We start from the raw sequence: 23,196 nt of genomic DNA on the forward strand, positions 1-23,196 counted from the left end.
AGCCTCTATCCCTTAAAGGTCAGGGCCGTGACGGCGCTAATCGGTACGAACAGGAAACCTTTTTTCTTCGCTTCAGGCAGCCATTTCTTAAGGGCGCGGATTGTGGCCAGATGTGGATGGCCAATGGCGATAGCGACGCCCGACCGCTCCGCCGTCGCTTCCACCTTGGCAAGCTGTTTCAGGATCTCCACCTCGTCAATAATGTGATCGATAAAGATATCGCGCTTGACCGACGGCATCCCCCGTTCCACGGCAAGGCGATATCCAGTCGAGGCAGACGTTGTCTTGGAGTCAAGGAACAGAAGGCCCCGCTCCGCCATGATATCCATCACGACGGCCATTGCCGCACCATCGGCGGTAAAACGGCTTCCCATATGGTTATTGACACCGACATAGCCTTCAAACTTGTCGAGGTTACGTATGGTCCGCGCTTTAAGTTCTTCTTCCGATAAGGTTGTCAGCAGGGCATCCGGGCCCGGGTCCGTGTGATGGTCGGTTGGCTCCATCGGCAAATGCAGCATGACCTCATTGCCATGTTGGCGCACCAGTTCCACCTTGCCCTGAAGAGAGGGCGCATAAGGCAAAAACGCCAGTGTCAAAAGAGCCGGTAAATCATTGAGTTCTTCCACCCGCCGATGGCTGAGCCCCACATCATCAATGACAATGGCAATCAGCGGACGTCCTTCGAGAGGCGGCGACAGGGCCGCGTAGCGTTTCCACGCGGGCTCCGCATTTTCCGGTTCCTCTGGCATTGCGTGATCGGCGGGCGCGGGCGCGGGTTCAGGCTCAGCCCTCACCGGTTCCGGTATATTTACGGGATAATTGTTAAAGGCATATGGGCTTTCCGGGACCAGAACCTCGTCGCGCAGGATTGGTTCAACCGTCACAGTCGGAGCCGCAAGGGCGTTTACCGCAAGCATTTCCGGGGACTTTGCGAAGGGATTAAGTATCTTGCCAATCAATATGCCACCACTCGCGCTTATCATAAGCACGGCCACACACAGAACGGCGACACGAACCGGAGATGCCGTCAGCCGATCGATGCGTGATTGCCCCTCCGGCATCTTTTTCCCTGTCTGTGGGGATGACATTGAAAACAAACCCTTCATCAAATGATACTCATTACTCTACAGCCACTTACCTATGTTAATTCTATTTCAATATGGTAAACAAGGCATAAAGATGGCGAGCTTCCGTGCTAGCGGGGGTATTTGTACTCTTGATTTTGTTTTAAAAAAAGAGAAACTGCTTATCAGAGTATAGAGGCCTGCCACCGTCGCTGGTTGAATTCTGACGCATAATTAAGAAAGCGTGATATTATACTGATATGATTACGTTAATTGATAACTACGATAGCTTTACCTACAATCTCGTGCATTTCCTTGGTGAATTGGGCGCAGAGGTAAAGGTCTACCGCAACAATGTGGTGACAGTGGATGAGTTGTTTGGGGAAAACCCGGCAGGCATTGTCCTTTCACCTGGCCCATGCGATCCGGACCGGGCCGGCATCTGCCTGGAAACGGTCAAGCGCGCGAGGGTGACAGGAACCCCAATCCTCGGTGTTTGTCTTGGCCATCAGACGATTGGTCAGGTTTTTGGCGGCAAGGTCGTACGCGCAGATCAGCTTATGCATGGCAAGACGTCGCAAATTACCCATAACGGTACCGGCCTTTTCAAAGGCCTGCCCAACCGCTTTACCGCGACACGGTACCACTCTCTGACGATTGACCCGGCGACCGTTCCCAATACCCTCGAAGTGACCGCAACGACGGATGACGGCGTTATCATGGGACTCAGCCACAAAAGCCTGCCGCTTCATGGCGTCCAGTTTCACCCGGAGAGTATTGCCTCCGAACATGGCCATGACCTGCTGCAGAATTTCCTGAACCTCACCCGCCCGGATACCAAGGCCGCGGCATGAGTGATGTTCAACCTAACTTCAAGGCGCTGATCGCGAAGATTGCTGCTGGCCAGACCTTAAGCCAGACAGAGGCGAAGGCCGCCTTCAACACCATCCTCTCGGGCGACGCCACCCCGTCTCAAATGGGGGCGTTCCTGATGGGCCTGCATCTGCGCGGCGAGACGGTCGATGAACTGATCGGGGGCGTATCTGTCCTCCGTGAAAAAGCCACCTATATCACGGCGCCTGAAAATGCGGTTGATGTCGTCGGTACCGGCGGCGATGGGCATGGCACTCTCAACATCTCGACGGCCGCCGCCTTTGTCACCGCTGGCGCGGGTGTACCCGTCGCCAAGCATGGCAACAAGGCCGCCTCCTCCCGTTCCGGCACGGCGGATGTGCAGGCGGTTCTCGGCATCAATACGGAATGCGATTTCGACCTGACGCAGCGGGCGGTTCACGAGGCCGGCATCGGCTTTATGGTCGCCTACCGGCATCACGGCGCCATGCGGCATGTGGGCCCGGCACGGGTGGAACTTGGCATTCGCACCATCTTCAACCTGCTTGGCGTCATGTCCAACCCGGCGGCTGTCAAACGGCAGCTGATCGGCGTGTATGACCCGCGCTGGATGCGACCGATGGCGGAGACATTGAAGGAGCTTGGCTCCGTTCACATCTGGGTCATGCATGGCTCTGACGGCCTTGATGAACTGACGACGACCGGCCCATCGAAGGTTGTCGAGATGAAAAACGGCGAATTTTCCGAATTCGATATCACGCCTGAGGAATTTGGCCTCAAGAAGGTCTCGCTCAATGAATTGAAGGGCGGCACGCCGGAAGACAATGCGAAAGCGCTCATGGCGCTGTTGAATGGCGAGAAAGGCCCTTACCGGGATGTTACGCTGCTCAATGCGGGCGCGGCGATCATGATCGGCGGTAAGTGCGAGACCGTCGCCGAAGGTATCAGGATTGCCGAACAATCAATTGATACCGGGAAGGCACTCAACGCCTTTGAAACCCTGAAACGCATCTCCAACGAAACCGGTGCCGCCGAATGAGTATTCTTGCAAAAATCTGCGATGACAAGCGCGAGCATATCCGCGACGCGAAAAACCGGGTTTCCCAATCTGATATCGAGGCGGCGGCAAAGGCCGCTAGCGCGCCACGCGGGTTCATCCGCGCGCTTGAAGCGCGCCGGGATGCCGGGGAATATGGCTTGATTGCCGAAATCAAGAAGGCCTCGCCCTCCAAGGGGTTGATCCGGGCAGATTTCGACCCGCCATCGCTTGCCAAGGCTTATGAAGACGGCGGCGCAACCTGCCTCTCTGTGCTGACCGATATTCCTTATTTCCAGGGGTCCGACGATTATCTGGTATCGGCACGGCGCGCGGTATCCCTCCCCGTGCTTCGCAAGGATTTCATGCTCGATCCCTATCAGGTGGCCGAAGCCCGTGCCCTCGGGGCTGATTGCATCCTGCTGATCATGGCGGCACTGGATGACAAGCAAGCGGCAGAACTGGAAGCCTGCGCCCATGACTGGGGCATGGATGTCCTGATTGAGGTGCACGACCGAGAGGAACTGGACCGCGCCGTTATATTGAAAAGCCCGCTGATCGGTATCAATAACCGCAACCTGAAAACCCTTGAGGTGGATATAGCGACCACGGAAGAATTAGCCGGTGCGCTTCCCGAGGGATGCGTCGCCGTCAGCGAGAGCGGTCTTTATTCCCCTGCAGATCTTACCCGGATGGAAAAGGCGGGATGCGGCTGTTTCCTGGTCGGGGAATCCCTCATGCGGCAGGACGATGTCGCGGCCGCCGTCCGTGCCCTGATGCGCCGGGCTTAAGGAGAGTATTTTGAGCAAGCTGACCCATTTCGATAAAAAGGGCGCGGCCCATATGGTCGATGTGGGGGGTAAGGACGTGACCGAACGGGAAGCGACCGCGGCGGCCAGTATCAAGATGGCCCCCGAAACCCTGAAACTGATTCAGGACGGCGATGCCAAAAAGGGCGATGTTCTAGGGGTCGCCCGCCTTGCCGGGATCATGGCCGCGAAGAAAACAGCAGACTTGATCCCGCTTTGCCATCCACTTGCCCTCAGCAATGTTTCGGTCGATTTTACCGTTAATGAAGTAGAGAGCATGATCGAGGTACACGCGACATGCAAACTCAAGGGACGCACCGGCGTAGAGATGGAGGCGCTTACCGCCGCATCGATCGCGGCGCTCACGATCTATGATATGTGCAAGGCCGTTGATCGCGGCATGACAATAGTGGAAACCAAACTCCTTAAGAAAAGTGGCGGAAAATCAGGAACTTATGAAGCATCATGATATCCGTAGATGAAGCCCGCGCAAAAATCCTGAAAGACATTCACCCCGTCGGCACGGAAGTGGTTGCCCTAAGTTCGGCCTTCGGACGGGTGATGACCGAGGACGCCCGATCCCGGAGGACACAGCCACCTGCCGATATGTCGGCAATGGATGGCTTTGCGGTCAGGGCTGCCGACCTTGACACAATCCCGACCACCCTGAAAATAATCGGCGAGGTTCCCGCCGGTGGTGCCTATGACGGCGCGGTTAAGGCAGGCGAAGCCGTGCGCATTTTTACAGGCGCGCCGCTGCCGCCAGATACCGATACCATCGTTATACAGGAAGATACGGACTTCAACGACCATTCCGTCACGATCAAGGAAGGCGCCGCAAGAGGGACCTACGTCCGCCCGGCCGGCCTTGATTTTCGCGAAGGTGATATTGGCCTTAAAGCCCCGCGCATATTAAGCCCGCGGGATATCGGCCTGCTCGCCGCTATGAACCGTCCCTGGGTGACGGTCCGGCGCAAGCCGAGGATTGCCCTTCTCTCAACCGGCGATGAACTCGTTCGTCCCGGAGAACCGATCGGCCCGAACCAGATCATTTCCTCCAACAGCCTGTTGGTTGCCGCCCTTGTCGAGGCCGCTGGGGGTGAAGCGATAGACCTCGGGATTGCCAAGGATAACGCCAGCTCTTTACGCGAAAAGGTTCAGGATGCCAAATCGGCGGATATGCTGATTACCCTCGGTGGCGCATCGGTTGGCGATCATGACCTGATCCAGCCGGTACTGGGAAAAGAAGGTCTTTCCGTTGATTTCTGGCGGATCGCCATGCGCCCAGGCAAACCGCTGATGTTCGGCAAGTTCGCCGGAATTCCCATGCTCGGTATGCCGGGAAACCCGGTCTCCAGCATGATCTGCAGCTTCCTCTTTCTGATCCCCGCCATTGATGCCCTGCGAGGCATTGAACCCCGGCACCCTCCCCGCCAGAAGGCATGGCTCAGCCATGAGTTGAAGGAGAATGACCAGCGGGAAGACTATATGCGCGCTACTGTCCTCGGAGAGAAAGACGGGCTGCCGGTTGTCAAGCTCTTCGCGAAACAGGACAGCTCCATGCTCTCGCCGCTTTCCGCAGCCGACTGTCTTATCGTGCGACCGCCCTTTGCGAAAGCCCTGGGCAAGAACGACATGGTTGACATGATCCCCCTCACCCAGCCCTATCCGGTTGTCTGAGTTGCATATGCGGAAAACCGCGCTTTTTCCTTGACGCAGCATAGGAACCTTTGTAGAACATTTAACTAATGTTTTTGATTTGTTCTTTACGGTGGATTATCATATGCTGACCAAAAAACAGCACCAGCTCCTTCTTTACATCCACGAGTGCCTTGAAACCCGGGGGGTTTCGCCTTCTTTCGATGAAATGAAGGAAGCCCTTGATTTAAAATCAAAATCCGGCATCCACCGATTAATTACAGGTTTAACTGAACGCGGCTTTATCCGTCGCCTGCCCCATCGCGCGCGGGCGCTTGAAGTGTTGAAACTCCCCGACGACCTGAAAAATCGCATTGCTGCGAACGAGCAGGGCGCCGAGGCGGCCAATGCGCCCAATCTGGTCGAGGTTAATTTTGGACAAGATAAAGAGGCCGCAAAAGAAATTGTCACGCCCGATCTGGTTGAAGACGGATCGCTCTCCCTCCCGCTGTACGGACGGATTGCCGCTGGTACGGCGATTGAGGCATTAAGTGATCCTAGCAGTTTCGTGAACGTGCCGGCGGGCATGATCGGAATGGGGCGCCATTACTGCCTGGAAGTTGCCGGTGATTCGATGATCGATGTTGGTATTCTTGACGGTGATACGGTTATCATCCGCGAAAGCGAAACCGCGGAAAATGGGAAAATTGTTGTCGCCTTGATCGATGATAATGAGGTAACCCTCAAAAGGCTGCGGCGCAAAGGCGGGTCCATCGCCCTTGAAGCAGCGAATCCGGCCTATGAAACCCGCATCTTCGGGCCCGACCGGGTCAAGGTGCAGGGACATCTGGTCGGGCTTTTCCGGCAATATTAGGATCAACGCCTCTTAGTTCGATCCTGTTGCCGGGTTATGCCGGTAGCGATCCGGCACCCAAGGCCGATTTCCCCGCACGTCATTGGTCGTTTCCAACAGTATGTTCCCGTTCGGGTCCAAATAAAGGCTATGTGCGCCGCGCCGCCAGAGATCAAACTTATCTATGACCAGTCGAGCGCGAGTGCAATTATCCGGCGCGGGAACGCGGCTGACGATAATGTCCGCACGGCGACAATCCATCTCAACCCCTTCCGTGGTTTCCGGAAAGGCGATCAATTCCCCCGTACGCCGCAATACACAGCCGAACGGATCACAGGCAAGGCGCGAGGGCGGATCCTCTACCCTATCCGGCCCCATGACAAGTCGCCAACGTTGCGCCTCAAACCGGTCGGCCCGCTGACTGGAATAGAAGGTCTCTCCCGTCTCGGTCTTCAGGGCATAAAGATTACCGCTTTCCGAGATCAGAATATCCGGCGATCTATTGGCTAAAAATGTCAGCGTCAGTACCGCCAGCATCGGCAGGGCGAGCCAGCGGACAGACTGCCGCCAGATTATAAACCACAACCCGATAACCGTGATCCCGATCAGCTGTAATTCGGAAAAGGTGCCGGTGTGCAGCACCGCGTTCGGCAGGGCGGCCGTCTCCCGCGCCACCCAAAGGATAAGGTCAATCCCGCTTCCAACAATGGAGAGGGGAAAACTCAAGCCGACGGAATAGCCAATAAAGGACAGGATAACGCCCGGCATGACCCAGAGGCCCATGATCGGTACCGCAAACAAGTTGGCAACAAGGCTGTATGTCGCCACCTGCCCGAAATGATAGAGGGCAAAGGGCGCCGTCGCCAGCCCGGCCACAAGCGAGGTCAGGATAATGCCAAGAATATAGGCCAGGCCACGCCGGATTATACCGCCGCTGCGCGCGAAACGGGAGAGCTTCGGTCCCAACTGCTCATACAGCGATATCAGGGCGAATACGGCGGCGAACGACATCTGGAAACTGGCGCTCACCAGGCTCTCCGGAAATAACAACAATATGATCACCGCGGCAAGAGCGACCATCCTCAGGGACAGCGCGGTTCGGTCAAAGCATATGGCGATGAAAAGGGCAGCAATCATGATAAAGGCGCGAATGGCGGAAACACTCATCCCGCTCACGAACAGATATCCCGCTAGGCCGATCAACGCGACAATGGCCGCGAATTTCTTGACCGGATAGTAAAGGGCGACATAGGGCGACAGCACCAGCAGAAACCGTACGGCGAAAAAGATCAGACCGCCGATCATCCCCATATGCATGCCCGAAATGGCGAGCAGATGGGCGAGACCGGAAAACCGCATGTCATCGAGCTGATCTTCCGGAATTGCCGCCTTGTCACCGGTCATGATGGCAATAGCAAAGCCGGCACTTTCGGACGATGCATTGGAGAGAACAAAATCGGCAATATTGGCGCGCACTTCCGCCGAAAGGCTTCGGAGCCGAGAAAGCAGGCTATGGTTCTGCCCGACCACCTCAAATGCACTAATGCTATAGCCGACGGCTCCAATTGACTGAAAATAGGATCGACGCTGGAAATCATAGGCGCCGGGATAGGCTGGCTCCGGCGGTGGCAGCAGAACCGCCTTAACCTTGACGATCTCTCCCGGACTGATGTCCTGAAAATTGGTCCGGGACGACAACCGGATATAGGCAAGAGCGGGGACGCGATCTGCTCTCGCGAACCGGATGTCTCCAAGCAGGAACCTTGCGGAGTTGATACCGGTCGATTTTTCCAGAATGCGACCAGTCAGTTCCGTCACCTGCTTCTTCTGCAATATGGGCGCCGCGACAATCTCTGAGCGCAGAAGTGCCACTGAAAATCCTAGGGAGACAAGGAACACCGCCCCAAGAAACAGGCGAAGCCCGGCCAGCCGGCTTTCTCTTAGCGCAAATAGCAAAATGGCGAGGAAACCGGGTAAAATCAGCCAAGGTAAGCCGGGTTCAAAGAGAAGCGTGAAATAAAGAGCAATGCCACCCCCGATCAGTGCCGGGAACCACAGGAACCAGCGCGCCCGGTCGCGGCGAAACTGATCCGCCAAATTGTCATGGCCTGTCGGGCCCGAAAAGATCATGGCTCGCGCCTTCCAACGGCATACTTGCCCTCTGCCGAGACACAGGGTACAAATGCCTGCTTTTTAATGATCATCCGGATCAAATTTATAACTGAACGAATTGCAAAGTAAATTCTTATGACTGTCGTAACCCGTTTCGCCCCTTCCCCGACTGGATTTCTGCATATTGGCGGTGCCCGCACGGCGTTGTTCAACTGGCTGTATGCGCGCCATCACGAAGGCAAATTCCTGCTTCGCATCGAGGATACCGACCGGGAGAGATCCACGGACGAGGCGATCGAAGCGATATTTGACGGTATGAAATGGCTTGGCCTGGATTGGGATGAGGAGCCCGTGTTCCAGTTTTCCCGACGTGACCGCCATGCAGAAATTGCACGTCAACTGATTGACGAGGGCAAGGCTTATTACTGCTACGCCTCCAAGGAGGAGCTTGCGGACATGCGCGAGACCGCCCGGGCGGAAGGGCGCCCTCCTGTCTATGACGGACGCTGGCGCGATCGCGATCCGTCGGAGGCGCCGGCAGGCGTCGACCCGGTTGTCCGGTTCAAATCCCCGAATGAAGGCGTCACGGTTGTACATGACCTGGTGCAGGGCGACGTGACGTTCGCCAATGAACAGCTGGACGACATGATCCTGTTGCGCGCAGACGGCACACCGACCTATATGCTGTCCGTTGTTGTCGATGATTATGATATGGGCGTTACGGACATTATCCGCGGGGACGATCACCTCACCAATGCGGCGCGGCAGAAGCAGCTCATAGAAGCCATCGGCTGGCCAGTTCCCAATCACTCCCATATTCCCCTGATTCACGGCCCGGATGGCGCGAAATTATCGAAACGCCATGGGGCGCTTGGCGTAGAAGCCTACCGGGATATGGGCTACCTGCCGGAGGCCCTCCGGAACTACCTGCTTCGGCTCGGCTGGTCGCATGGAGATGATGAAGTGATCTCCACCGAGCAGGCAATCGAATGGTTTAACCTTGAAAATATTGGAAAATCAGCAGCTCGCTTTGATTTTGCCAAACTTGAAAACCTGAATGGCCTCTATATCCGGAATGCCGACGACGCCTATCTGACAAGTCTGGTTGCCCCAATACTGGCCAAAAATACCGGTCAAGAGATATCTTCTAATCAACTGAAATTAATAGAAAAAGCCATGAACGGCTTGAAAGAACGCGCAAAATCTGTAAACTCCCTCGCAGAGAGTTCCTTGTTTCTGATTGCCGAGCGACCGCTTGCGCTGGATGACAAAGCCAAAAGCCTGATTACCGAAGAGGCGAGCGCAGTTCTAATGCGGCTGGCGGACCGTTTGGAGGCGCTTGAGCAGTGGAATCCGGAGACAGTCGAGGAAGCCGTTCGCGCGGCGGCCGAGGCGGAAAATCTCAAGTTAGGAAAAATTGCACAGCCTTTGCGGGCTGCGTTGACTGGAACCACGGTTTCACCCGGTATTTTTGACGTCCTGAACGTCCTAGGCCGGGAACAGTCCATCGGACGTATCCGGGACGTGCGTTCGGATTAAGGCCGAATGCTTCAGGGCGCAGAAGTACCGACGAGAATATCGTCACATAAAAATGGGAAATTCCACCCGGAATTTTTTTGTAAATACGGGCGCGACAAAGCCTGAAAAACGAAAAGGAAGTGGATGAATGAGTAGCTCTACCGTTACTGGCAATGTCACCCTGTCCGAAGGGTCGGACAAAAATACGCTAAGCCTGCCGCTAATTGCGGGCACGGTTGGGCCGTCTGTCATAGACGTGCGCAAACTATATGCCGATACCGGGCATTTCACCTATGATCCAGGCTTCACCTCGACAGCCTCCTGCGATTCCGCGATTACCTATATCGATGGTGACCAGGGCATCCTGATGCATCGCGGCTACAAGATTGAGGAACTGGCCGAAAAAAGTGACTTTATGGAAGTCTGCTATCTGTTGCTGAAGGGGGAACTCCCCAACGTTGAGCAGAAGAACAAGTTCACGCACGACATCACTTATCACACCATGCTGCATGAACAGCTGACCCAGTTCTACCGCGGTTTCCGGCGCGACGCGCATCCGATGGCCGTTATGGTCGGTGTTGTTGGCGCGCTTTCCGCCTTCTATCATGACAGTACCGATATAACTGACCCGAAACAGCGCATGATTGCAAGCTATCGCCTGATTGCGAAAATGCCGACGATTGCGGCCATGGCCTATAAATACTCCGTTGGTCAGCCCTTTATCTATCCAAGCAATGAACTGTCCTATGCGGAAAACTTTTTGCACATGACGTTCAGCGTTCCCGCAGAACGGTACAAGCTGTCCCCGACCATCGCCCGCGCCATGGACCGGATTTTCATCCTTCATGCGGATCATGAGCAGAATGCCTCCACCTCGACGGTGCGTCTTGCCGGTTCCTCCGGGGCCAACCCGTTTGCCTGCATCGCGGCCGGTATCGCCTGTCTCTGGGGCCCGGCGCATGGCGGCGCGAACGAAGCCGTGCTCACCATGCTCAATGAAATCGGCAGTGTTGACCGGGTTCAGGAATATATCGCCAAGGCAAAGGACAAGAACGACCCGTTCCGCCTGATGGGCTTTGGTCACCGGGTCTATAAAAACTACGACCCGCGCGCCAAGGTAATGCAGCAGACCTGCTATGAAGTTCTTGACGAACTCGGCATCAAGGATGAGCCGATGCTCAAGCTGGCAATGGAGCTGGAGAAAATCGCGCTCGAAGATCCGTATTTCATCGAGAAGAAGCTCTTCCCGAACGTCGACTTCTATTCCGGAATCATCCTGCAGGCACTTGGCTTCCCGACAAGCATGTTCACCGTGCTGTTCGCCCTCGCCCGCACAGTCGGCTGGGTGGCACAGTGGAACGAAATGATGGAAGATCCGTCTCAGAAAATCGGACGTCCGCGCCAGCTTTACACAGGCTATACCGAACGCTCCTATGTTGAACTGAACAAACGGTAATCACATGAGCGGTGTCTCGCGCAGCAGCAAAAATATAGCACCTTCGGTTCCGACCGAAGGTGCAAAGCATGCGAGACGACTCTATTTGAAAGCGGCGAACGATAATCGGGCGCCGCTTTTTTATCGCCTCAAGAAACTATCCATGATTCTTCTGCCTGCGGCCATGCTGATTTTCTTTGCCGCCGCTTGGTATTTTGGCAGCAACTAGGCTGCTACTTTTTCTCTATCAACTCGATTTTGTAGCCGTCCGGATCCTCGATAAAAGCAATGACGGATGTGCCGTGTTTCATCGGCCCTGGCGGCCGCGGGATTTTCACCCCTTTTGCTTCCAGCTTCTCACAAATCCCGTAGATATCCTGAACCCCAAGCGCGAGATGGCCAAAACCATTGCCCAGATCATAGGGTTCTTCCTGATCCCAGTTATGGGTCAGCTCAATGACCGTATTTTCCTTTTCATCCCCATATCCGACAAAGGCCAGAGTGAATTTCCCGCCCGGAAAATCAGACTTGCGCAAGACCTTCATTTCCAGATTATTGACATAGAAATCCAGGGATTTATCGAGATCTTTCACCCGGATCATCGTATGCAGCATTCTGAAATTGCTGTCGCTGTTACCACTCATGTTATCTATTCCTTGCAATGAGTTTCAGGATAATATCTGCCGCCCGCGCCCCGGGAGCCGCGTCGCCCTCGCCCAACTGTAACATGGCCTCTTCATAGGAAACAATCTGCTGCGCCCGCTTTTCCTCAGACTGGAAAAGCTCCGCGAGTGACCGGGACAAATTTTCAGCCCGGCAGTTTTCCAGGATATGTTCCGGCACAGCCTCTCGTTTGAGAAGGATATTAACGAGGTTGACGTGATCGAGCTTGACGGCACGGCGCGCTATCATGGCGGTTATGGGGTTCATCCGGTAGGCGATAACGCTCGGCAGCCTAGCAAGCGCCAATTCCAGGGCGACAGTGCCGGAAGCGGCGAGAGCAACATCTGACGCGGCCATCGCGTCAAATTTCTCGACCTCTCCGTCAACAATAAGCAGTTCCACCTCCCAGGTCGCGGTTTCGGTGCGCACAATGTCGCCCGCCCGGCCGATAACTGGTACAACCAACCGGACCGCGCCGATGTCGGCCTGCAACTGCGCCACTGCCTCCTTGAATATTGGAAGTAGCCGTGTCGCCTCCCCGCGTCGGCTGCCCGGCAGCAGCATCAACAGCTTCTCTTCCGCGCCGATGCCATGGCGTTCCCGGAACGCTGGTCCGTTTCCTTTGTCTGCCCCGGTTTCAATCACCGAATGGCCGACGAAACTCGCCGGCAACCCTTCTGCGTCGAAATAGGGCGGCTCGAACGGAAGCAAGGTTAGAAGGTGATCGTACAACGCGGCCACTTTTTTGGCCCGGCCCGGGCGCCAGGCCCAGACCGACGGCGCCACATAATGCACCTTGGGAAAGGAGCTTCCGGCCAGCTTGCGTGCAACGCGAAAGCTGAAATCAGGAGCATCAACGGAAATAAAAATATCCGGATTCAGGCGTTTGACTTCCGCCGCCGTCTGATCGATGCGTTTCAGGAGCGTCGGCAACCGGGGCAGAACCTCGAACAGGCCCATCACGCTGAGTTCTTCCATGGGAAAAAGGCTTTCAAGCCCTTCCGCCGCCATCAGCGGACCACCAACGCCAAAAAACTCAACGTCAGGCGCCTTTTCCTTCAGGCCCGACATAAGCCGTGCCGCAAGCGCATCACCGGAGGGTTCTCCTGCCAGAATAAATATCCGGCGATGGCCGTTGACATTCATTCTGATATTCTCTGCGAGTCGAGCCCAACCACAAAGAGCCCTGCTTCATCCGCACGGCGTAGGGTTTCCTTGAGGTCGAGAACAAGCGTCAGCCCTGCTTCAACCGCAATTCCCCGCAAATGCGCCTGAGCCGCAAGCGAGACTGTTTCCGGGCCAATTGTCGGCATATCCGCCGCTAGCTCCTGCCCGGGCTTGGACAGCTTGACGAGGACGCCCGCCGGTTCATCCCAGGCGAACTCGGATGAACGTATCAACAGTTTATCCGTTCCCTCCGCTGCCTCGACTGCCAGCACATAGCCATCCCGGATAATCGCGGCCTGTCCGATATCAAGCGCACCCACAGCCTTCACGATGCGGATACCAGCGGTGATGTCTGTCTCGTCTCGCGCCGTCGGGATAACCTTGCCAAGACGCCCCGCCGGAACCAGCAGGTCACTCGCCAGTTCATGTACGCCAACGACAGTGAAGCCTTTTTCCTTCAGGTAGGTGGTGATGGCCCGCATCAGGCCGTCATCCCCCTTGCGCACCGCCCCTGTAATCCGGCCGAGGAGTTTCATCCCTTCCATATCCGGCACGAGGTTTTTCAGGTCAGGACGCTTTACGGGGCCTGCCAGCGTGATATGCGTGCAGTTTTCCCGCGCGAGGGCTTTCAGGAAGCGCCCGACCTTTGTTATTCGGATCACCTCGTGAGGAAATTCGGCATATTGCGAAGGTTCAGCTTCCCCTTCGACCAGCAGAAGATATGGCGTCTCCCCCCGCGCCCGTAGGGTTGAGGCAAGCGCAAGCGGCAGGCTGCCGCTTCCGGCTATGATGCCAATACGCATCACCGTTGCGTTACTCTGGCTGACAGAACCCACGCTTTGTTTCTTCATTGATGAATTTTAGAACCGTTTGCACGGAGGGGAAACCGGCAATATCAGCCGGTACGGTCTTGCACCGGTCCGCGAAGGTACCTTCGCCGGTAAACATGTATTTATAGGCACTGCGCAGGGCATGAATATCCTCCCGCGAGAATCCCCGCCTTTTCATGCCGGTAAGATTAAGGCCGCCGAGGGCGGCGCGGTTGCCCGTTGCCGATCCGAACGGAATGACATCCGTTTCAACGCCTGATGCCCCGCCGATCATCGCATGTTCCCCGATACGGACGAACTGATGAACAGCCGATAGGCCCCCAATAATCACGAAATCACCGAGCACCACATGCCCGCCCAGCGTCGCATTATTCACGAGGATTACATTGTTCCCGATCATACAGTCATGCGCGACATGGGCCCCGATCATCAACAGGCACTGATTGCCGATTTCGGTCAGCATGCCCCCGCCTTCCGTTCCGGGGTTGATCGTGACATGTTCGCGAATAATGCAATTCTCGCCGATAGTGAGCCTGGACTTCTCCCCATTGTACTTCAGGTCCTGCGGCGCATGCCCGATAGATGCAAAAGGAAAAATGGTCGTGCCCTGCCCGATATGCGTGCAGCCATCCACCGCAACATGCGATTTCAGCGTGACATTCGCATTCAGCGTGACATCCTTGCCGACAACACAAAATGGGCCGACAACCGCGTCCGGATGGACCGATGCGCCGTCTTCAATAATTGCTGTCTGATGAATATTGCCCATTCGGTATCCAGTTACCCTAACAAATCAGATAATAATATTGCGCTATAGCTAACGCGGAACAGGTCGGATCACAAATCAAGCTGTGTTACAACCGGTTACCTATTACATCAATCGACGATCATGGCGGAGAAATCAGCTTCAGCCACCTTTTTGCCGTCGACTTGAACTTCCCCGGTGAAACGCCAGACGGCGCCGCGGTTCTGCTTGACATGCACATGTACATGCATCGTATCGCCGGGTGTCACGGGCTTGCGAAACCGGGCATTGTCGATCGACATAAAGAGAACATGTTTTCCCTGTGATTCCGCGCCGAGGGTCTTGATGACAAGAACGCCGGCAGTTTGCGCCATGGATTCCACGATCATCACGCCGGGCATAATTGGCCGGTTCGGGAAATGCCCCTGAAACTGCGGCTCGTTCATGGTTACATTCTTGATACCCGTCGCCGAAGTGCCCGGGACAATATCGACCAGCCTGTCTACCAACAGGAGTGGATACCGATGCGGGATCATATCCATAATTTTGAGAATATCGAGGGTGTCGGCCGTATCGGCGGAGGATTTTTCAGTCATGTTTCAGAACCCTTGTTATTCGATAATTTACGCAGAATCGCCATCTGGCGGAAAAACTGTTTGCGGGGTCGCGCGGGGAAGCCTGCATATATCTCACCCGGTGGAATATCGGAAATCACGCCGGACTTTGCAGAAATCTGTGCACCCCGGCCGATCCGTATATGACCAGCAAGTCCTACCTGCCCGCCGATCACAACCTGATCTTCTATGACCGTGCTGCCGGAAATCCCTGTTTGCGCGGCGATGATCACGTCATTTCCAATGGTGACATTATGACCCACCTGGACAAGATTATCGAGCCAGGTGTTATCGCCAATGATCGTGTCCGGTCCGGACCCTCTGTCTATCGTCGTATTGGCGCCGAACTCGCAGTTCGATCCGATAATCACCCGACCCAGCTGAGGTATTTTTATATTTCCCGTCGCATCCGGGGCAAATCCAAAGCCGTCCTGGCCAACCTTGACGCCGTTATGCATAACGACATTGTCACCAATATAGCAGTAGCTAAGCAACACGCCTGCAGCAATTCGGCAATCTTTACCGATGCGGATCCCCTTGCTCAGCACAGCGTGCGGGCCAATGATGGAATTGTCGCCAACGACAACATCATCCTCTATGACGACATAAGGTCCAATGGAGGCATTCTCGCCGACAACTGCACTGGGCGAAATGACGGCCGTCGGATGTATGCCGCCGGACCCGGATACCGGCGCATAGAATTTATTCGCAATCCGCGCATAGGCCTTATAGGGATTTTCGGCGACAAGTATGGCCAAGCCTTCAGGAAATTTATTAAGAGCCTTGCGGCTCGCGATACAGGCCGTAGCATTGGTCGTTAAAAACTTTTCCAGATACTTTGGATTGCTGAGAAAAGTAAGGTCTCCCTCGCCCGCTTGATCCAGAGGGCGAACATCCGAAATCATAATGCTTGAATCAACACCTGGCGCTAGTTGGACATCCGGTATTTCAGCGAGTTCCGCGAGTGAAAAAGGACCCGCTACATGATAAAAATGTGGATCAGGCATCAGCTCTTCTTCAATGGAACAATTTCAACCTTGATCTTCTTAAGATCCTTGTTGAGCCGGCCCATAACCTCTTCTGTTATTTCAAGCGGCTTTTCAACAAACAGGATCTCGCTGACATCAAGGACCAGAGCCGCGCCATTTTTGTCCATCACTTCACGGATGATTGGCAGCATTTGCGCTCTGATTTTATCGAGTGCATTAACCCGGCTAATCTGCAATTGCCTGTTTATTTCCTGCACCTTGACCCGAAATTCAGCTGCCTTGCGGTTAAAGTCCGACTGCTTCTTCGAATATGCGTCGGGCGTTACAAGAGTCTTCTGCCGCTCTATCTGCTTGCGTTCATCTTTGAGCTTATTTTCTTCCGCCATCAATTCCGCATTGGCTTTATCTTCGAGCGCTTTTACCTGTGCATTGATGTCCTTCACAACGTCCAGCTCACGCATGATCTTTTGCATATCAACAACACCGATAACCGCCGATGAGGTTGCTTGCGCCAAACTCAATTGCGCAGAACCGAATACCACACAAAGGAGAAAAAAGGATGTTTGAACTAAACGTCGGATCATGGTTCCTTTCCTAGAAGCGCGTTCCAAAATCAAACTGGAAAATCTCGTCCTTATCATAGTCTTCCTTCATTATAGGAACTGCGACATTTATCTGGATTGGCCCAAAGGGTGACACCCAGTTGAGGCCCACGCCAACGGCCGCCCTTATGCTTGCGCTGTCGACAATACCCGGATCATTGTCGTCGATTTCCGTCAACGTTCCTACATCAATAAACGTTCGGCCCAAGACCCCGTATTCCTGTGGAAGTCCCACCGGAAAGCGAAGCTCAGATGATGCAACGAAATAGGCATTACCCCCAAGCGCATCTCCGGATGCGAGATCGCGCGGCCCGATGCCCCGGCTCTCAAATCCGCGGAAATTACGCCCGCCGACATTATAGCGCTGCGCCAATATAACATCTTCACCCAACCCGAAAATATATCCGCCGGTAATCCCCGCACTTAATACTACATCATTTTCATAGACAGGGAAAAACCGGATATAGCTTGCATTTGTGGCAAGAGAACGGACATCCCCGCCAAGTCCGGAAATTATCTGTCCAAAGGTGTACTTACTGCCCGTTGTCGGCAACAGGGTGTCATCAAGGTCACTGATCGTAATGGTATATCCCACTGAGGAAATCAGATACTCCCCAGCCGATTTTTGAATACTGACAGGCGCCGTTGATTGCACATTGTCGATCTTCTCGTTTACAAGGCTATAGAATACATCGCCGCGAATTTTCTCTTTTATCGGGAAGCCGGATCTCAGTGAAAAGCCAGTACGCTCCAGATCATATCCACTTTCATCCTGGTAATCGCGCACTGTCCGGAAAATATCGAAACCGGCACTCAGGTCACGATTGAGAAAATAGGGTTCCGTAAAGCCGACATCTATTGTTTGGCTATCGGAGCCAACAGAAACACCAAACCGCAAATCCTGTCCACGGCCAAGCAGGTTCCGTTCGCGAATTTGCAAATCAGCCGACACGTCCTCCGTGGTGGAGAAGCCCGCACCGACACTGAGCTCCCCCGTCGATTTCTCCTGCACATCGATATTGATAACCGTCTTGTCCGCGTCTGTCCCTTCTTCCTGGGTTACTTCGACCTTTTCAAAGAAATTAAGGCCGCGTACACGTGATTGAGACAGGCGCAGCAGGGCCGTATTAAAGGCGTCGCCTTCCGCCAGCTTCATTTCCCGCCGGATGACATAATCAAGTGTCCGAACATTACCGGTGATATTGATCCGCTCCACATAAACCCGCGGTCCCTTGTTGATTTCATAGGTAACCGAGATTTTCAGATTTTCACGGTCACGATCAATACGGGGACGTACATTGACGAAGGCATAGCCAAGCTTGCCGAGTTCAAAAGTGATTTTCTGGATCGTGTCTTCAATCTTGTCGGCGTTATAGGTTTCGCCTTCAATGGTGGTCACCTGTGCCATAAGCGCGTCAGGCGAAACGTCCTTGATCTCACTCTTTACGTCAATCGCGCCAAAGCTGTATTTTTGACCTTCTTCAACGGCAAAAGTAATGAAAAATCCATCTCTGTCGGGTGTCAGCTCGGCAATAGCCGAGACCACCCTGAAATCGGCATATCCTTTGGAGAGATAGAATTTCCGCAAAAGTTCACGATCAAACGTCAGGCGGTCCGGATCATAGGTGTCCGAGTCCGAGAGGAAATTGTACCAGCGGGTTTCTTCGGTTGAAATCTCGCTCAGCAGCTGGCTGTCACTGAAGTTCTTGTTGCCATAGAACCGGATCTTCTTGATGCCCGTCGCTTCGCCTTCGTTAATTTCAAAGACAAGGTCAACGCGGTTTTCGGGAAGCAGGATCACCTTCGGTTCGACAGTCGCCGCAAACCGGCCACTCCGCCGGTAGACGGTGATAATCCGCTGGACATCGTTCTGCACTCTTGCACGGGTATAGACAATACGCGGCCTGAGTTGAATTTCCGCGGCCAGCGTCTCATCGTCAATGCGCCGGTTGCCTTCAAACGCCAGCCGGTTGATAATCGGATTTTCAACGACGTCGACGATCAGGACGGTCCCGTCCTGACGAATAGACACGTCCGCAAACAAGCCTGTATTGAAGAGCGCCTTGAGAGACCGGTCCACGCGGGAGGGATCATAAGGCGTTCCGGCGGACACCAGCAGATACGATTTTACCGTATCATCTTCAATCCGCTGATTCCCCTCTACCCGGACTTCAGAGATAATAACGGAAGATTGCGCGTAGACATGCGGGCTGGTCGACAGTGTCGCCGAAAGCATTGCAAATGCGAACACCGCAAATAATACAAAAACGCGCAAAATCCCACCCCCCTGAGCGGACAGCCTCAATTAACGTCGAACAGTTTTATCAGACCTAATCTGTCAGGAAAACAAGCCTGTGAAAAAATCTTTTACCCATGGTTTGTTGATATCATTCCAAGTGGCAAATATCATTAGCATCAGAACGAGTGATAGTCCAATTCTGAAACTAAAATCCATGGCTTTTGCAGAGGGTGGTTTTCCGCGTACGGCTTCATAGGCATAAAAGACAAGATGCCCACCATCGAGCATCGGCACCGGAAACAGATTAATCAGGCCAAGGCTGATAGAAACGAAGATCATGAAGTTGAACAGGGAAAGCGCATTATCGAGCAGCCCCTCGCCCCGCTTCGCCGCGTCACCGGACATCTTCAGAATGCCGAGCGGACCGCTCAGTTCTTTTGTATCCCGTGTTCCCGAAATCATTTGCCCAACACCTTTGAGCGTCGCCGTGGTGATGAACCACGTCTGATCCACAGCACTGGTCAAAGCGCTTATGGGACCATGTTTCACAAACTCCCGGCCTGTCGAGACAATCCCGAGACGCCCGATGCGCTGTACATTCCCGTCGGCGTCAATTTCCTCGACAATATGCGGCCGGACAGACACATCGACAGTACGTCCACCCCGATCAAGTTTCATCAAGAGGGGCTCATCAAGACCAACCAGGACCGTCCGGCGCAACTCTTCAAAGCTGCTGATAGCGGCACCATTTACGGAAAGTACCCGGTCTCCTGGTTCAATCCCGGCTTCCGCGGCGGCGCTTTCCGCCAAGACATCACCCGCGACCGGCGGTGTCTGCGCCTGGCCCAGTGCCATGAAAAGGATCGCCATGGCGACTATTGCAAAGATGAAGTTGGCGGCAGGCCCTGCAAAAACAATCGCCGTTCGCTGGAGCAGTGATTTATGATGGAAACTGACTTTCTTTTCCTCTTCGGACATGTCGTCAATCTCGTCTGAGGCGTCACTCGCGACGCCAGCGTCCCCGTGAAACTTGACATATCCGCCGAACGGTACGGCGCAGACTTTCCATCGGCACCCGTTCTTATCAAACCGCCCCCATAACTCGGGACCGAATCCGATCGCGAACGCATCGACCTTCACACCGCACAGGCGGGCCACCTTGTAATGTCCATATTCATGGACAAACACAAGAACCGTAATAACGACAACAAAGGCCGGAATGTAGATCCAGTTCTCTATCAGAAAATTCATATAACTCTACCGCTTTCGATTTCTGCTTAGATTGAGGCCATAACGGTGCGCGCCAACTCCCGACTTTGTCTGTCGCACTCAAATATATCCTCGATTGAGGAGAGGTCGACAACCTGTGCCCGATTCAGGCATTCCTCGACAACGGCCGCGATATCCAGGAACCCGATAGCTCCGGTTAGAAAGCCGTGAACCGCTACTTCATTGGACGCATTTAGCGTTGTCGGCGCTGATTTTCCAGCAAAAAGCGCTTCACGCGCCAGCCTGATGGCCGGAAATCTCAGCAGATCCGGCTCTAGAAATGTCAGTGAACCGGTTTTCGCGAGGTCTAACCGCTCCGCTGGAAAGCTGTGCCGTTCCGGCCAGCCAAGTGTGTAGGAGATCGGTGTGCGCATGTCCGGTGCCCCCATCTGCGCCAGTACCGACCCGTCGCGATACTCCACCATGCTGTGGATAACCGATTGCGGATGGACCAGAATATCTATTTTCTCGGGGCTTACCGGAAACAGCCGAACCGCCTCGATATATTCCAGTCCCTTGTTCATCATGGTCGCGCTGTCGATTGAAATCTTGGCGCCCATGTCCCAGTTCGGATGGGCAAGTGCTTGTTCGCGCGTGACGGATTTCATTTGATCGAGGGTAAAATCGAGAAACGGTCCCCCCGAGGCTGTCAGGATCAACCGCTCGACAGTATCGATCTGATCAAAATCCAGCACCTGGAATATCGCATTATGCTCGCTGTCCACCGGAAGAAGCGTTGCCCCGTATTTCTTTGCATCGCCCAACACAAGATCACCGCTGCATACCAGGGCTTCCTTATTGGCGATGGCGATGATGGAACCTGTTCGAACGGCGGCAAGCGCCGGCGCCAACCCGGCCGCGCCCACGATCGCCAGCATCACCCAATCCACCTTCCGGCCTGCGGCCGCAATAAGGGCATCCCTTCCCGCTGCGACTTCAATGCCGCTGCCCGCGAGCGAAGACTTGAGTTCCGCATACTTGCTTTCATCCGCAATGACCGCGAGGCCGGCGCTAAACTGCCGGGCCTGCTCTGCCAGTAAGGAGACATTCTCGTTCGCCGTCAGTACATCGACAGAAAATTTGTCTGGCGCACCGGCAATCAGGTCCAGCGTGCTCACACCGACAGAACCGGTTGAGCCGAATATACTGACATGCCTAAGACCGGCTGTTGTCTTCGGAGAAGTATCCGCTGCGGCGGCACTTATACTCATCACCATATTCCATTCGTTAACATGATTATTATCATCAACATCGGCGCTGTCAGGAAGATGCCATCCAGCCGGTCCATGACACCGCCATGCCCGGGAATAAGATTGCTCGCATCCTTGATCCCGAAACGACGCTTCCAGGCGGATTCAGCAAAATCCCCCATTTGAGCAAGAATAGCACAGATTGCGCCCAGACCCAGTACGCCGATTGTCGCAACTTGTCCGCCAACGAGATAGCGATTGACAAGATAGGCGACAATCATGGCAGAAATAACACCGCCGATTAACCCAGCCCAGGTTTTGTTTGGGCTAATGGACGGCGCAATTTTTGGCCCGCCAATCGATTTACCACTGAAATAGGCACCGATATCCGTGGCCCAGATTGTGAGAAACAGGCCAAAGGTCAAGCCAAAACCGGTCTCCGGATGGGCGCGCAACATGATAAGCGCCAGAACAGGCAGGCCGATACAGAACGGCCCGGCCAGGGCCCAGACAATGCGGTCATGCCTCTTGCGGAAAACGGTCCCCACCGCCACTAAGGCAGATCCCAATAAAAGGGCGATAACAGCTTGTAAAAAAAGTCCTTTTTGCGCGAGAAACAAGGCGACAACAACACTTGTTCCCGTCAGTGTTGTCGCAAGGCCCAGAGATTTTTCAAGCGATGCCCGGCACCATTCATAGCCCATAACCGCGGAAGCAGCCATCAGGAACAGCAGAAAATAGATCCCGCCGAAATACAGCGCAGCAATCGCAATGGGCGCGAGAACAAGGGCAGAAATCACACGTTGCTGCAGCGAGGTCAGGGAAGAGAGCAGCACTTAAAGAGCCCCGTACCTGCGGTTCCGGCTCCCGAACTCCTCCACCGCAGCGATCAGGTCCTGCTTTCTAAAATCCGGCCAGAGTACTTCCAGAAAAACAAATTCCGTATAGGCACATTGCCAGAGCAGGAAATTGCTGAGCCGTTGTTCCCCGCTGGTGCGGATCAAGAGATCTGGTTCAGGAAGGTCTGCGGTCTCGAGATGACGCGCGACCATGTTTTCATCAATGTCCTCAGGAGAAAGCTCCCCGGCCTTGATTTTTTCCCCAAGAGCCTTCACCGCGCCAACAATTTCAGACTGGCTACCATAGCTGAGCGCCAAGGTCAGGATCAGCTTCGTATTGTCCTTGGTCAGAACCTTTATTTCTTCAATCAAGTCCTGAATATCCTGAGGTAACTTACTGGTATTACCAATAAATTTCACCCTAATACCGGCATCGCAAATGGCCTTGATCTCTTTCTTGAAAAAATACCGGAAAAGACCCATCAAGTGATTGATTTCTTCGATGGGTCGGCTCCAGTTTTCCGACGAGAATGCGAACAGAGTCAAGTAGCGTACGCCCAGCTCCTCGCATCCCTTGAGCGCTTCCCGTACGGCTTCCGCGCCTTGCTCATGGCCACGCAGACGCTTCAGGGACCGCTTCGCCGCCCAGCGTCCGTTCCCGTCCATGATAATCGCTACATGTTCCGGGATGATAGTTGCGCCGGTTTCGGCAGAGGGTATGACTGTCAT

Annotated in this window: 23 protein-coding genes; 9 read left to right on the forward strand and 14 right to left on the reverse strand. The window is 54.5% G+C overall.

Going from position 1 to position 23,196, the window contains the following annotated elements; all coding sequences use genetic code 11:
* Window positions 1-5: 5 nt before the first annotated feature.
* Window positions 6-1,091 (reverse strand): divergent polysaccharide deacetylase family protein, encoded by a 1,086-nt coding sequence (locus tag J0X12_RS15260; protein WP_207047299.1) that lies wholly within the window; start codon window positions 1,089-1,091, stop codon window positions 6-8.
* A 236-nt stretch (window positions 1,092-1,327) separates the two neighbouring features.
* Between J0X12_RS15260 and J0X12_RS15265 the strand changes: the two genes are divergently transcribed.
* From J0X12_RS15265 to lexA, 6 genes are all read left to right on the forward strand, one after another.
* Window positions 1,328-1,921 (forward strand): anthranilate synthase component II, encoded by a 594-nt coding sequence (locus J0X12_RS15265; protein WP_207047300.1) that lies wholly within the window; start codon window positions 1,328-1,330, stop codon window positions 1,919-1,921.
* A complete protein-coding gene (gene trpD, locus J0X12_RS15270) occupies window positions 1,918-2,958 on the forward strand; it encodes an anthranilate phosphoribosyltransferase (RefSeq protein WP_207047301.1) in 1,041 nt (346 codons plus the stop codon). The genes J0X12_RS15265 and trpD overlap by 4 nt, the downstream gene beginning before the upstream one ends.
* A complete protein-coding gene (gene trpC, locus J0X12_RS15275) occupies window positions 2,955-3,746 on the forward strand; it encodes an indole-3-glycerol phosphate synthase TrpC (RefSeq protein WP_207047302.1) in 792 nt (263 codons plus the stop codon). Before trpD ends, trpC begins: the two co-directional genes overlap by 4 nt.
* A 10-nt stretch (window positions 3,747-3,756) precedes the next feature.
* Window positions 3,757-4,233 carry a cyclic pyranopterin monophosphate synthase MoaC gene (gene moaC, locus J0X12_RS15280; RefSeq protein WP_207047303.1) on the forward strand — a complete coding sequence of 159 codons (477 nt, stop codon included), beginning with the start codon at window positions 3,757-3,759 and terminating at the stop codon, window positions 4,231-4,233.
* Window positions 4,230-5,444: a molybdopterin molybdotransferase MoeA gene (locus tag J0X12_RS15285; protein ID WP_207047304.1), complete on the forward strand. Its 1,215-nt coding sequence runs from the start codon at window positions 4,230-4,232 to the stop codon at window positions 5,442-5,444. Before moaC ends, J0X12_RS15285 begins: the two co-directional genes overlap by 4 nt.
* Before the next feature lie 103 nt (window positions 5,445-5,547).
* Window positions 5,548-6,276, forward strand: a complete 729-nt coding sequence (lexA, locus tag J0X12_RS15290) for a transcriptional repressor LexA (RefSeq protein WP_207047305.1) — start codon at window positions 5,548-5,550, stop codon at window positions 6,274-6,276.
* Between the two features lie 12 nt (window positions 6,277-6,288).
* On the opposite strand, the gene J0X12_RS15295 is transcribed toward lexA, so the two are convergent.
* On the reverse strand, window positions 6,289-8,385 hold the full coding sequence (locus J0X12_RS15295; protein WP_207047306.1) for a ComEC/Rec2 family competence protein: 2,097 nt from the start codon (window positions 8,383-8,385) through the stop codon (window positions 6,289-6,291).
* Between the two features lie 117 nt (window positions 8,386-8,502).
* Between J0X12_RS15295 and gltX the strand changes: the two genes are divergently transcribed.
* The 3 genes from gltX to J0X12_RS15310 all read left to right on the forward strand — a co-directional run bounded on the left by gltX (window position 8,503) and on the right by J0X12_RS15310 (window position 11,549).
* Window positions 8,503-9,906: a glutamate--tRNA ligase gene (gltX, locus tag J0X12_RS15300; RefSeq protein WP_207047307.1), complete on the forward strand. Its 1,404-nt coding sequence runs from the start codon at window positions 8,503-8,505 to the stop codon at window positions 9,904-9,906.
* A 127-nt stretch (window positions 9,907-10,033) separates the two neighbouring features.
* Window positions 10,034-11,341, forward strand: coding sequence for a citrate synthase (gene gltA, locus J0X12_RS15305; RefSeq protein ID WP_207047308.1), 1,308 nt, complete (start codon window positions 10,034-10,036; stop codon window positions 11,339-11,341).
* A 4-nt stretch (window positions 11,342-11,345) separates the two neighbouring features.
* Complete coding sequence (locus J0X12_RS15310) at window positions 11,346-11,549, forward strand: hypothetical protein (protein WP_207047309.1); 204 nt, start codon at window positions 11,346-11,348, stop codon at window positions 11,547-11,549.
* 4 nt (window positions 11,550-11,553) lie between these two features.
* Here J0X12_RS15310 and gloA read toward each other — a convergent pair whose 3' ends face one another.
* The 12 genes from gloA to J0X12_RS15370 form a co-directional block, all read right to left on the reverse strand.
* Window positions 11,554-11,964, reverse strand: a complete 411-nt coding sequence (gene gloA, locus J0X12_RS15315; protein ID WP_207047310.1) for a lactoylglutathione lyase — start codon at window positions 11,962-11,964, stop codon at window positions 11,554-11,556.
* Window position 11,965: 1 nt separating this feature from the next.
* A complete protein-coding gene (gene lpxB, locus J0X12_RS15320; protein WP_207047311.1) occupies window positions 11,966-13,129 on the reverse strand; it encodes a lipid-A-disaccharide synthase in 1,164 nt (387 codons plus the stop codon).
* The gene (locus tag J0X12_RS15325; protein WP_207047312.1) at window positions 13,126-14,001 is read right to left on the reverse strand and encodes an LpxI family protein; all 876 of its coding nucleotides are present in this window, start codon (window positions 13,999-14,001) and stop codon (window positions 13,126-13,128) included. The genes lpxB and J0X12_RS15325 overlap by 4 nt, the downstream gene beginning before the upstream one ends.
* The gene (lpxA, locus tag J0X12_RS15330) at window positions 13,964-14,749 is read right to left on the reverse strand and encodes an acyl-ACP--UDP-N-acetylglucosamine O-acyltransferase (RefSeq protein ID WP_207047313.1); all 786 of its coding nucleotides are present in this window, start codon (window positions 14,747-14,749) and stop codon (window positions 13,964-13,966) included. The genes J0X12_RS15325 and lpxA overlap by 38 nt, the downstream gene beginning before the upstream one ends.
* Window positions 14,750-14,856: 107 nt before the next feature.
* Window positions 14,857-15,321 (reverse strand): 3-hydroxyacyl-ACP dehydratase FabZ, encoded by a 465-nt coding sequence (gene fabZ, locus J0X12_RS15335; RefSeq protein ID WP_207047314.1) that lies wholly within the window; start codon window positions 15,319-15,321, stop codon window positions 14,857-14,859.
* Window positions 15,318-16,346: a UDP-3-O-(3-hydroxymyristoyl)glucosamine N-acyltransferase gene (lpxD, locus tag J0X12_RS15340; RefSeq protein ID WP_207047315.1), complete on the reverse strand. Its 1,029-nt coding sequence runs from the start codon at window positions 16,344-16,346 to the stop codon at window positions 15,318-15,320. Before lpxD ends, fabZ begins: the two co-directional genes overlap by 4 nt.
* Window positions 16,346-16,945, reverse strand: coding sequence for an OmpH/Skp family outer membrane protein (locus J0X12_RS15345; protein WP_207047316.1), 600 nt, complete (start codon window positions 16,943-16,945; stop codon window positions 16,346-16,348). Before J0X12_RS15345 ends, lpxD begins: the two co-directional genes overlap by 1 nt.
* A complete protein-coding gene (gene bamA, locus J0X12_RS15350) occupies window positions 16,923-19,205 on the reverse strand; it encodes an outer membrane protein assembly factor BamA (RefSeq protein ID WP_207047317.1) in 2,283 nt (760 codons plus the stop codon). Before bamA ends, J0X12_RS15345 begins: the two co-directional genes overlap by 23 nt.
* A 63-nt stretch (window positions 19,206-19,268) precedes the next feature.
* Entirely contained in the window at window positions 19,269-20,420 is a 1,152-nt protein-coding gene (rseP, locus tag J0X12_RS15355) for an RIP metalloprotease RseP (protein ID WP_207047318.1), read from the reverse strand.
* 26 nt (window positions 20,421-20,446) lie between these two features.
* Window positions 20,447-21,649, reverse strand: coding sequence for a 1-deoxy-D-xylulose-5-phosphate reductoisomerase (dxr, locus tag J0X12_RS15360; RefSeq protein WP_207047319.1), 1,203 nt, complete (start codon window positions 21,647-21,649; stop codon window positions 20,447-20,449).
* Window positions 21,649-22,464, reverse strand: a complete 816-nt coding sequence (locus tag J0X12_RS15365) for a phosphatidate cytidylyltransferase (RefSeq protein ID WP_207047320.1) — start codon at window positions 22,462-22,464, stop codon at window positions 21,649-21,651. Before J0X12_RS15365 ends, dxr begins: the two co-directional genes overlap by 1 nt.
* Window positions 22,465-23,196, reverse strand: a complete 732-nt coding sequence (locus J0X12_RS15370; protein ID WP_207047321.1) for an isoprenyl transferase — start codon at window positions 23,194-23,196, stop codon at window positions 22,465-22,467.

Source organism: Sneathiella sedimenti, from assembly GCF_017313765.1.
GTDB lineage: Bacteria > Pseudomonadota > Alphaproteobacteria > Sneathiellales > Sneathiellaceae > Sneathiella > Sneathiella sedimenti.

Excerpts from the sequence above, each read along its gene's own strand:
- J0X12_RS15260 (WP_207047299.1), bottom strand. The coding sequence starts at position 1,091 with ATGTCATCCCCACAGACAGGGAAAAAGATGCCGGAGGGGCAATCACGC.
- J0X12_RS15265 (WP_207047300.1), top strand. The coding sequence starts at position 1,328 with ATGATTACGTTAATTGATAACTACGATAGCTTTACCTACAATCTCGTG.
- trpD (WP_207047301.1), top strand. The coding sequence starts at position 1,918 with ATGAGTGATGTTCAACCTAACTTCAAGGCGCTGATCGCGAAGATTGCT.
- trpC (WP_207047302.1), top strand. The coding sequence starts at position 2,955 with ATGAGTATTCTTGCAAAAATCTGCGATGACAAGCGCGAGCATATCCGC.
- J0X12_RS15285 (WP_207047304.1), top strand. The coding sequence starts at position 4,230 with ATGATATCCGTAGATGAAGCCCGCGCAAAAATCCTGAAAGACATTCAC.
- lexA (WP_207047305.1), top strand. The coding sequence starts at position 5,548 with ATGCTGACCAAAAAACAGCACCAGCTCCTTCTTTACATCCACGAGTGC.
- J0X12_RS15295 (WP_207047306.1), bottom strand. The coding sequence starts at position 8,385 with ATGATCTTTTCGGGCCCGACAGGCCATGACAATTTGGCGGATCAGTTT.
- gltX (WP_207047307.1), top strand. The coding sequence starts at position 8,503 with ATGACTGTCGTAACCCGTTTCGCCCCTTCCCCGACTGGATTTCTGCAT.
- gltA (WP_207047308.1), top strand. The coding sequence starts at position 10,034 with ATGAGTAGCTCTACCGTTACTGGCAATGTCACCCTGTCCGAAGGGTCG.
- J0X12_RS15310 (WP_207047309.1), top strand. The coding sequence starts at position 11,346 with ATGAGCGGTGTCTCGCGCAGCAGCAAAAATATAGCACCTTCGGTTCCG.
- gloA (WP_207047310.1), bottom strand. The coding sequence starts at position 11,964 with ATGAGTGGTAACAGCGACAGCAATTTCAGAATGCTGCATACGATGATC.
- lpxB (WP_207047311.1), bottom strand. The coding sequence starts at position 13,129 with ATGAATGTCAACGGCCATCGCCGGATATTTATTCTGGCAGGAGAACCC.
- J0X12_RS15325 (WP_207047312.1), bottom strand. The coding sequence starts at position 14,001 with ATGAAGAAACAAAGCGTGGGTTCTGTCAGCCAGAGTAACGCAACGGTG.
- lpxA (WP_207047313.1), bottom strand. The coding sequence starts at position 14,749 with ATGGGCAATATTCATCAGACAGCAATTATTGAAGACGGCGCATCGGTC.
- fabZ (WP_207047314.1), bottom strand. The coding sequence starts at position 15,321 with ATGACTGAAAAATCCTCCGCCGATACGGCCGACACCCTCGATATTCTC.
- lpxD (WP_207047315.1), bottom strand. The coding sequence starts at position 16,346 with ATGCCTGATCCACATTTTTATCATGTAGCGGGTCCTTTTTCACTCGCG.
- rseP (WP_207047318.1), bottom strand. The coding sequence starts at position 20,420 with ATGAATTTTCTGATAGAGAACTGGATCTACATTCCGGCCTTTGTTGTC.
- dxr (WP_207047319.1), bottom strand. The coding sequence starts at position 21,649 with ATGAGTATAAGTGCCGCCGCAGCGGATACTTCTCCGAAGACAACAGCC.
- J0X12_RS15370 (WP_207047321.1), bottom strand. The coding sequence starts at position 23,196 with ATGACAGTCATACCCTCTGCCGAAACCGGCGCAACTATCATCCCGGAA.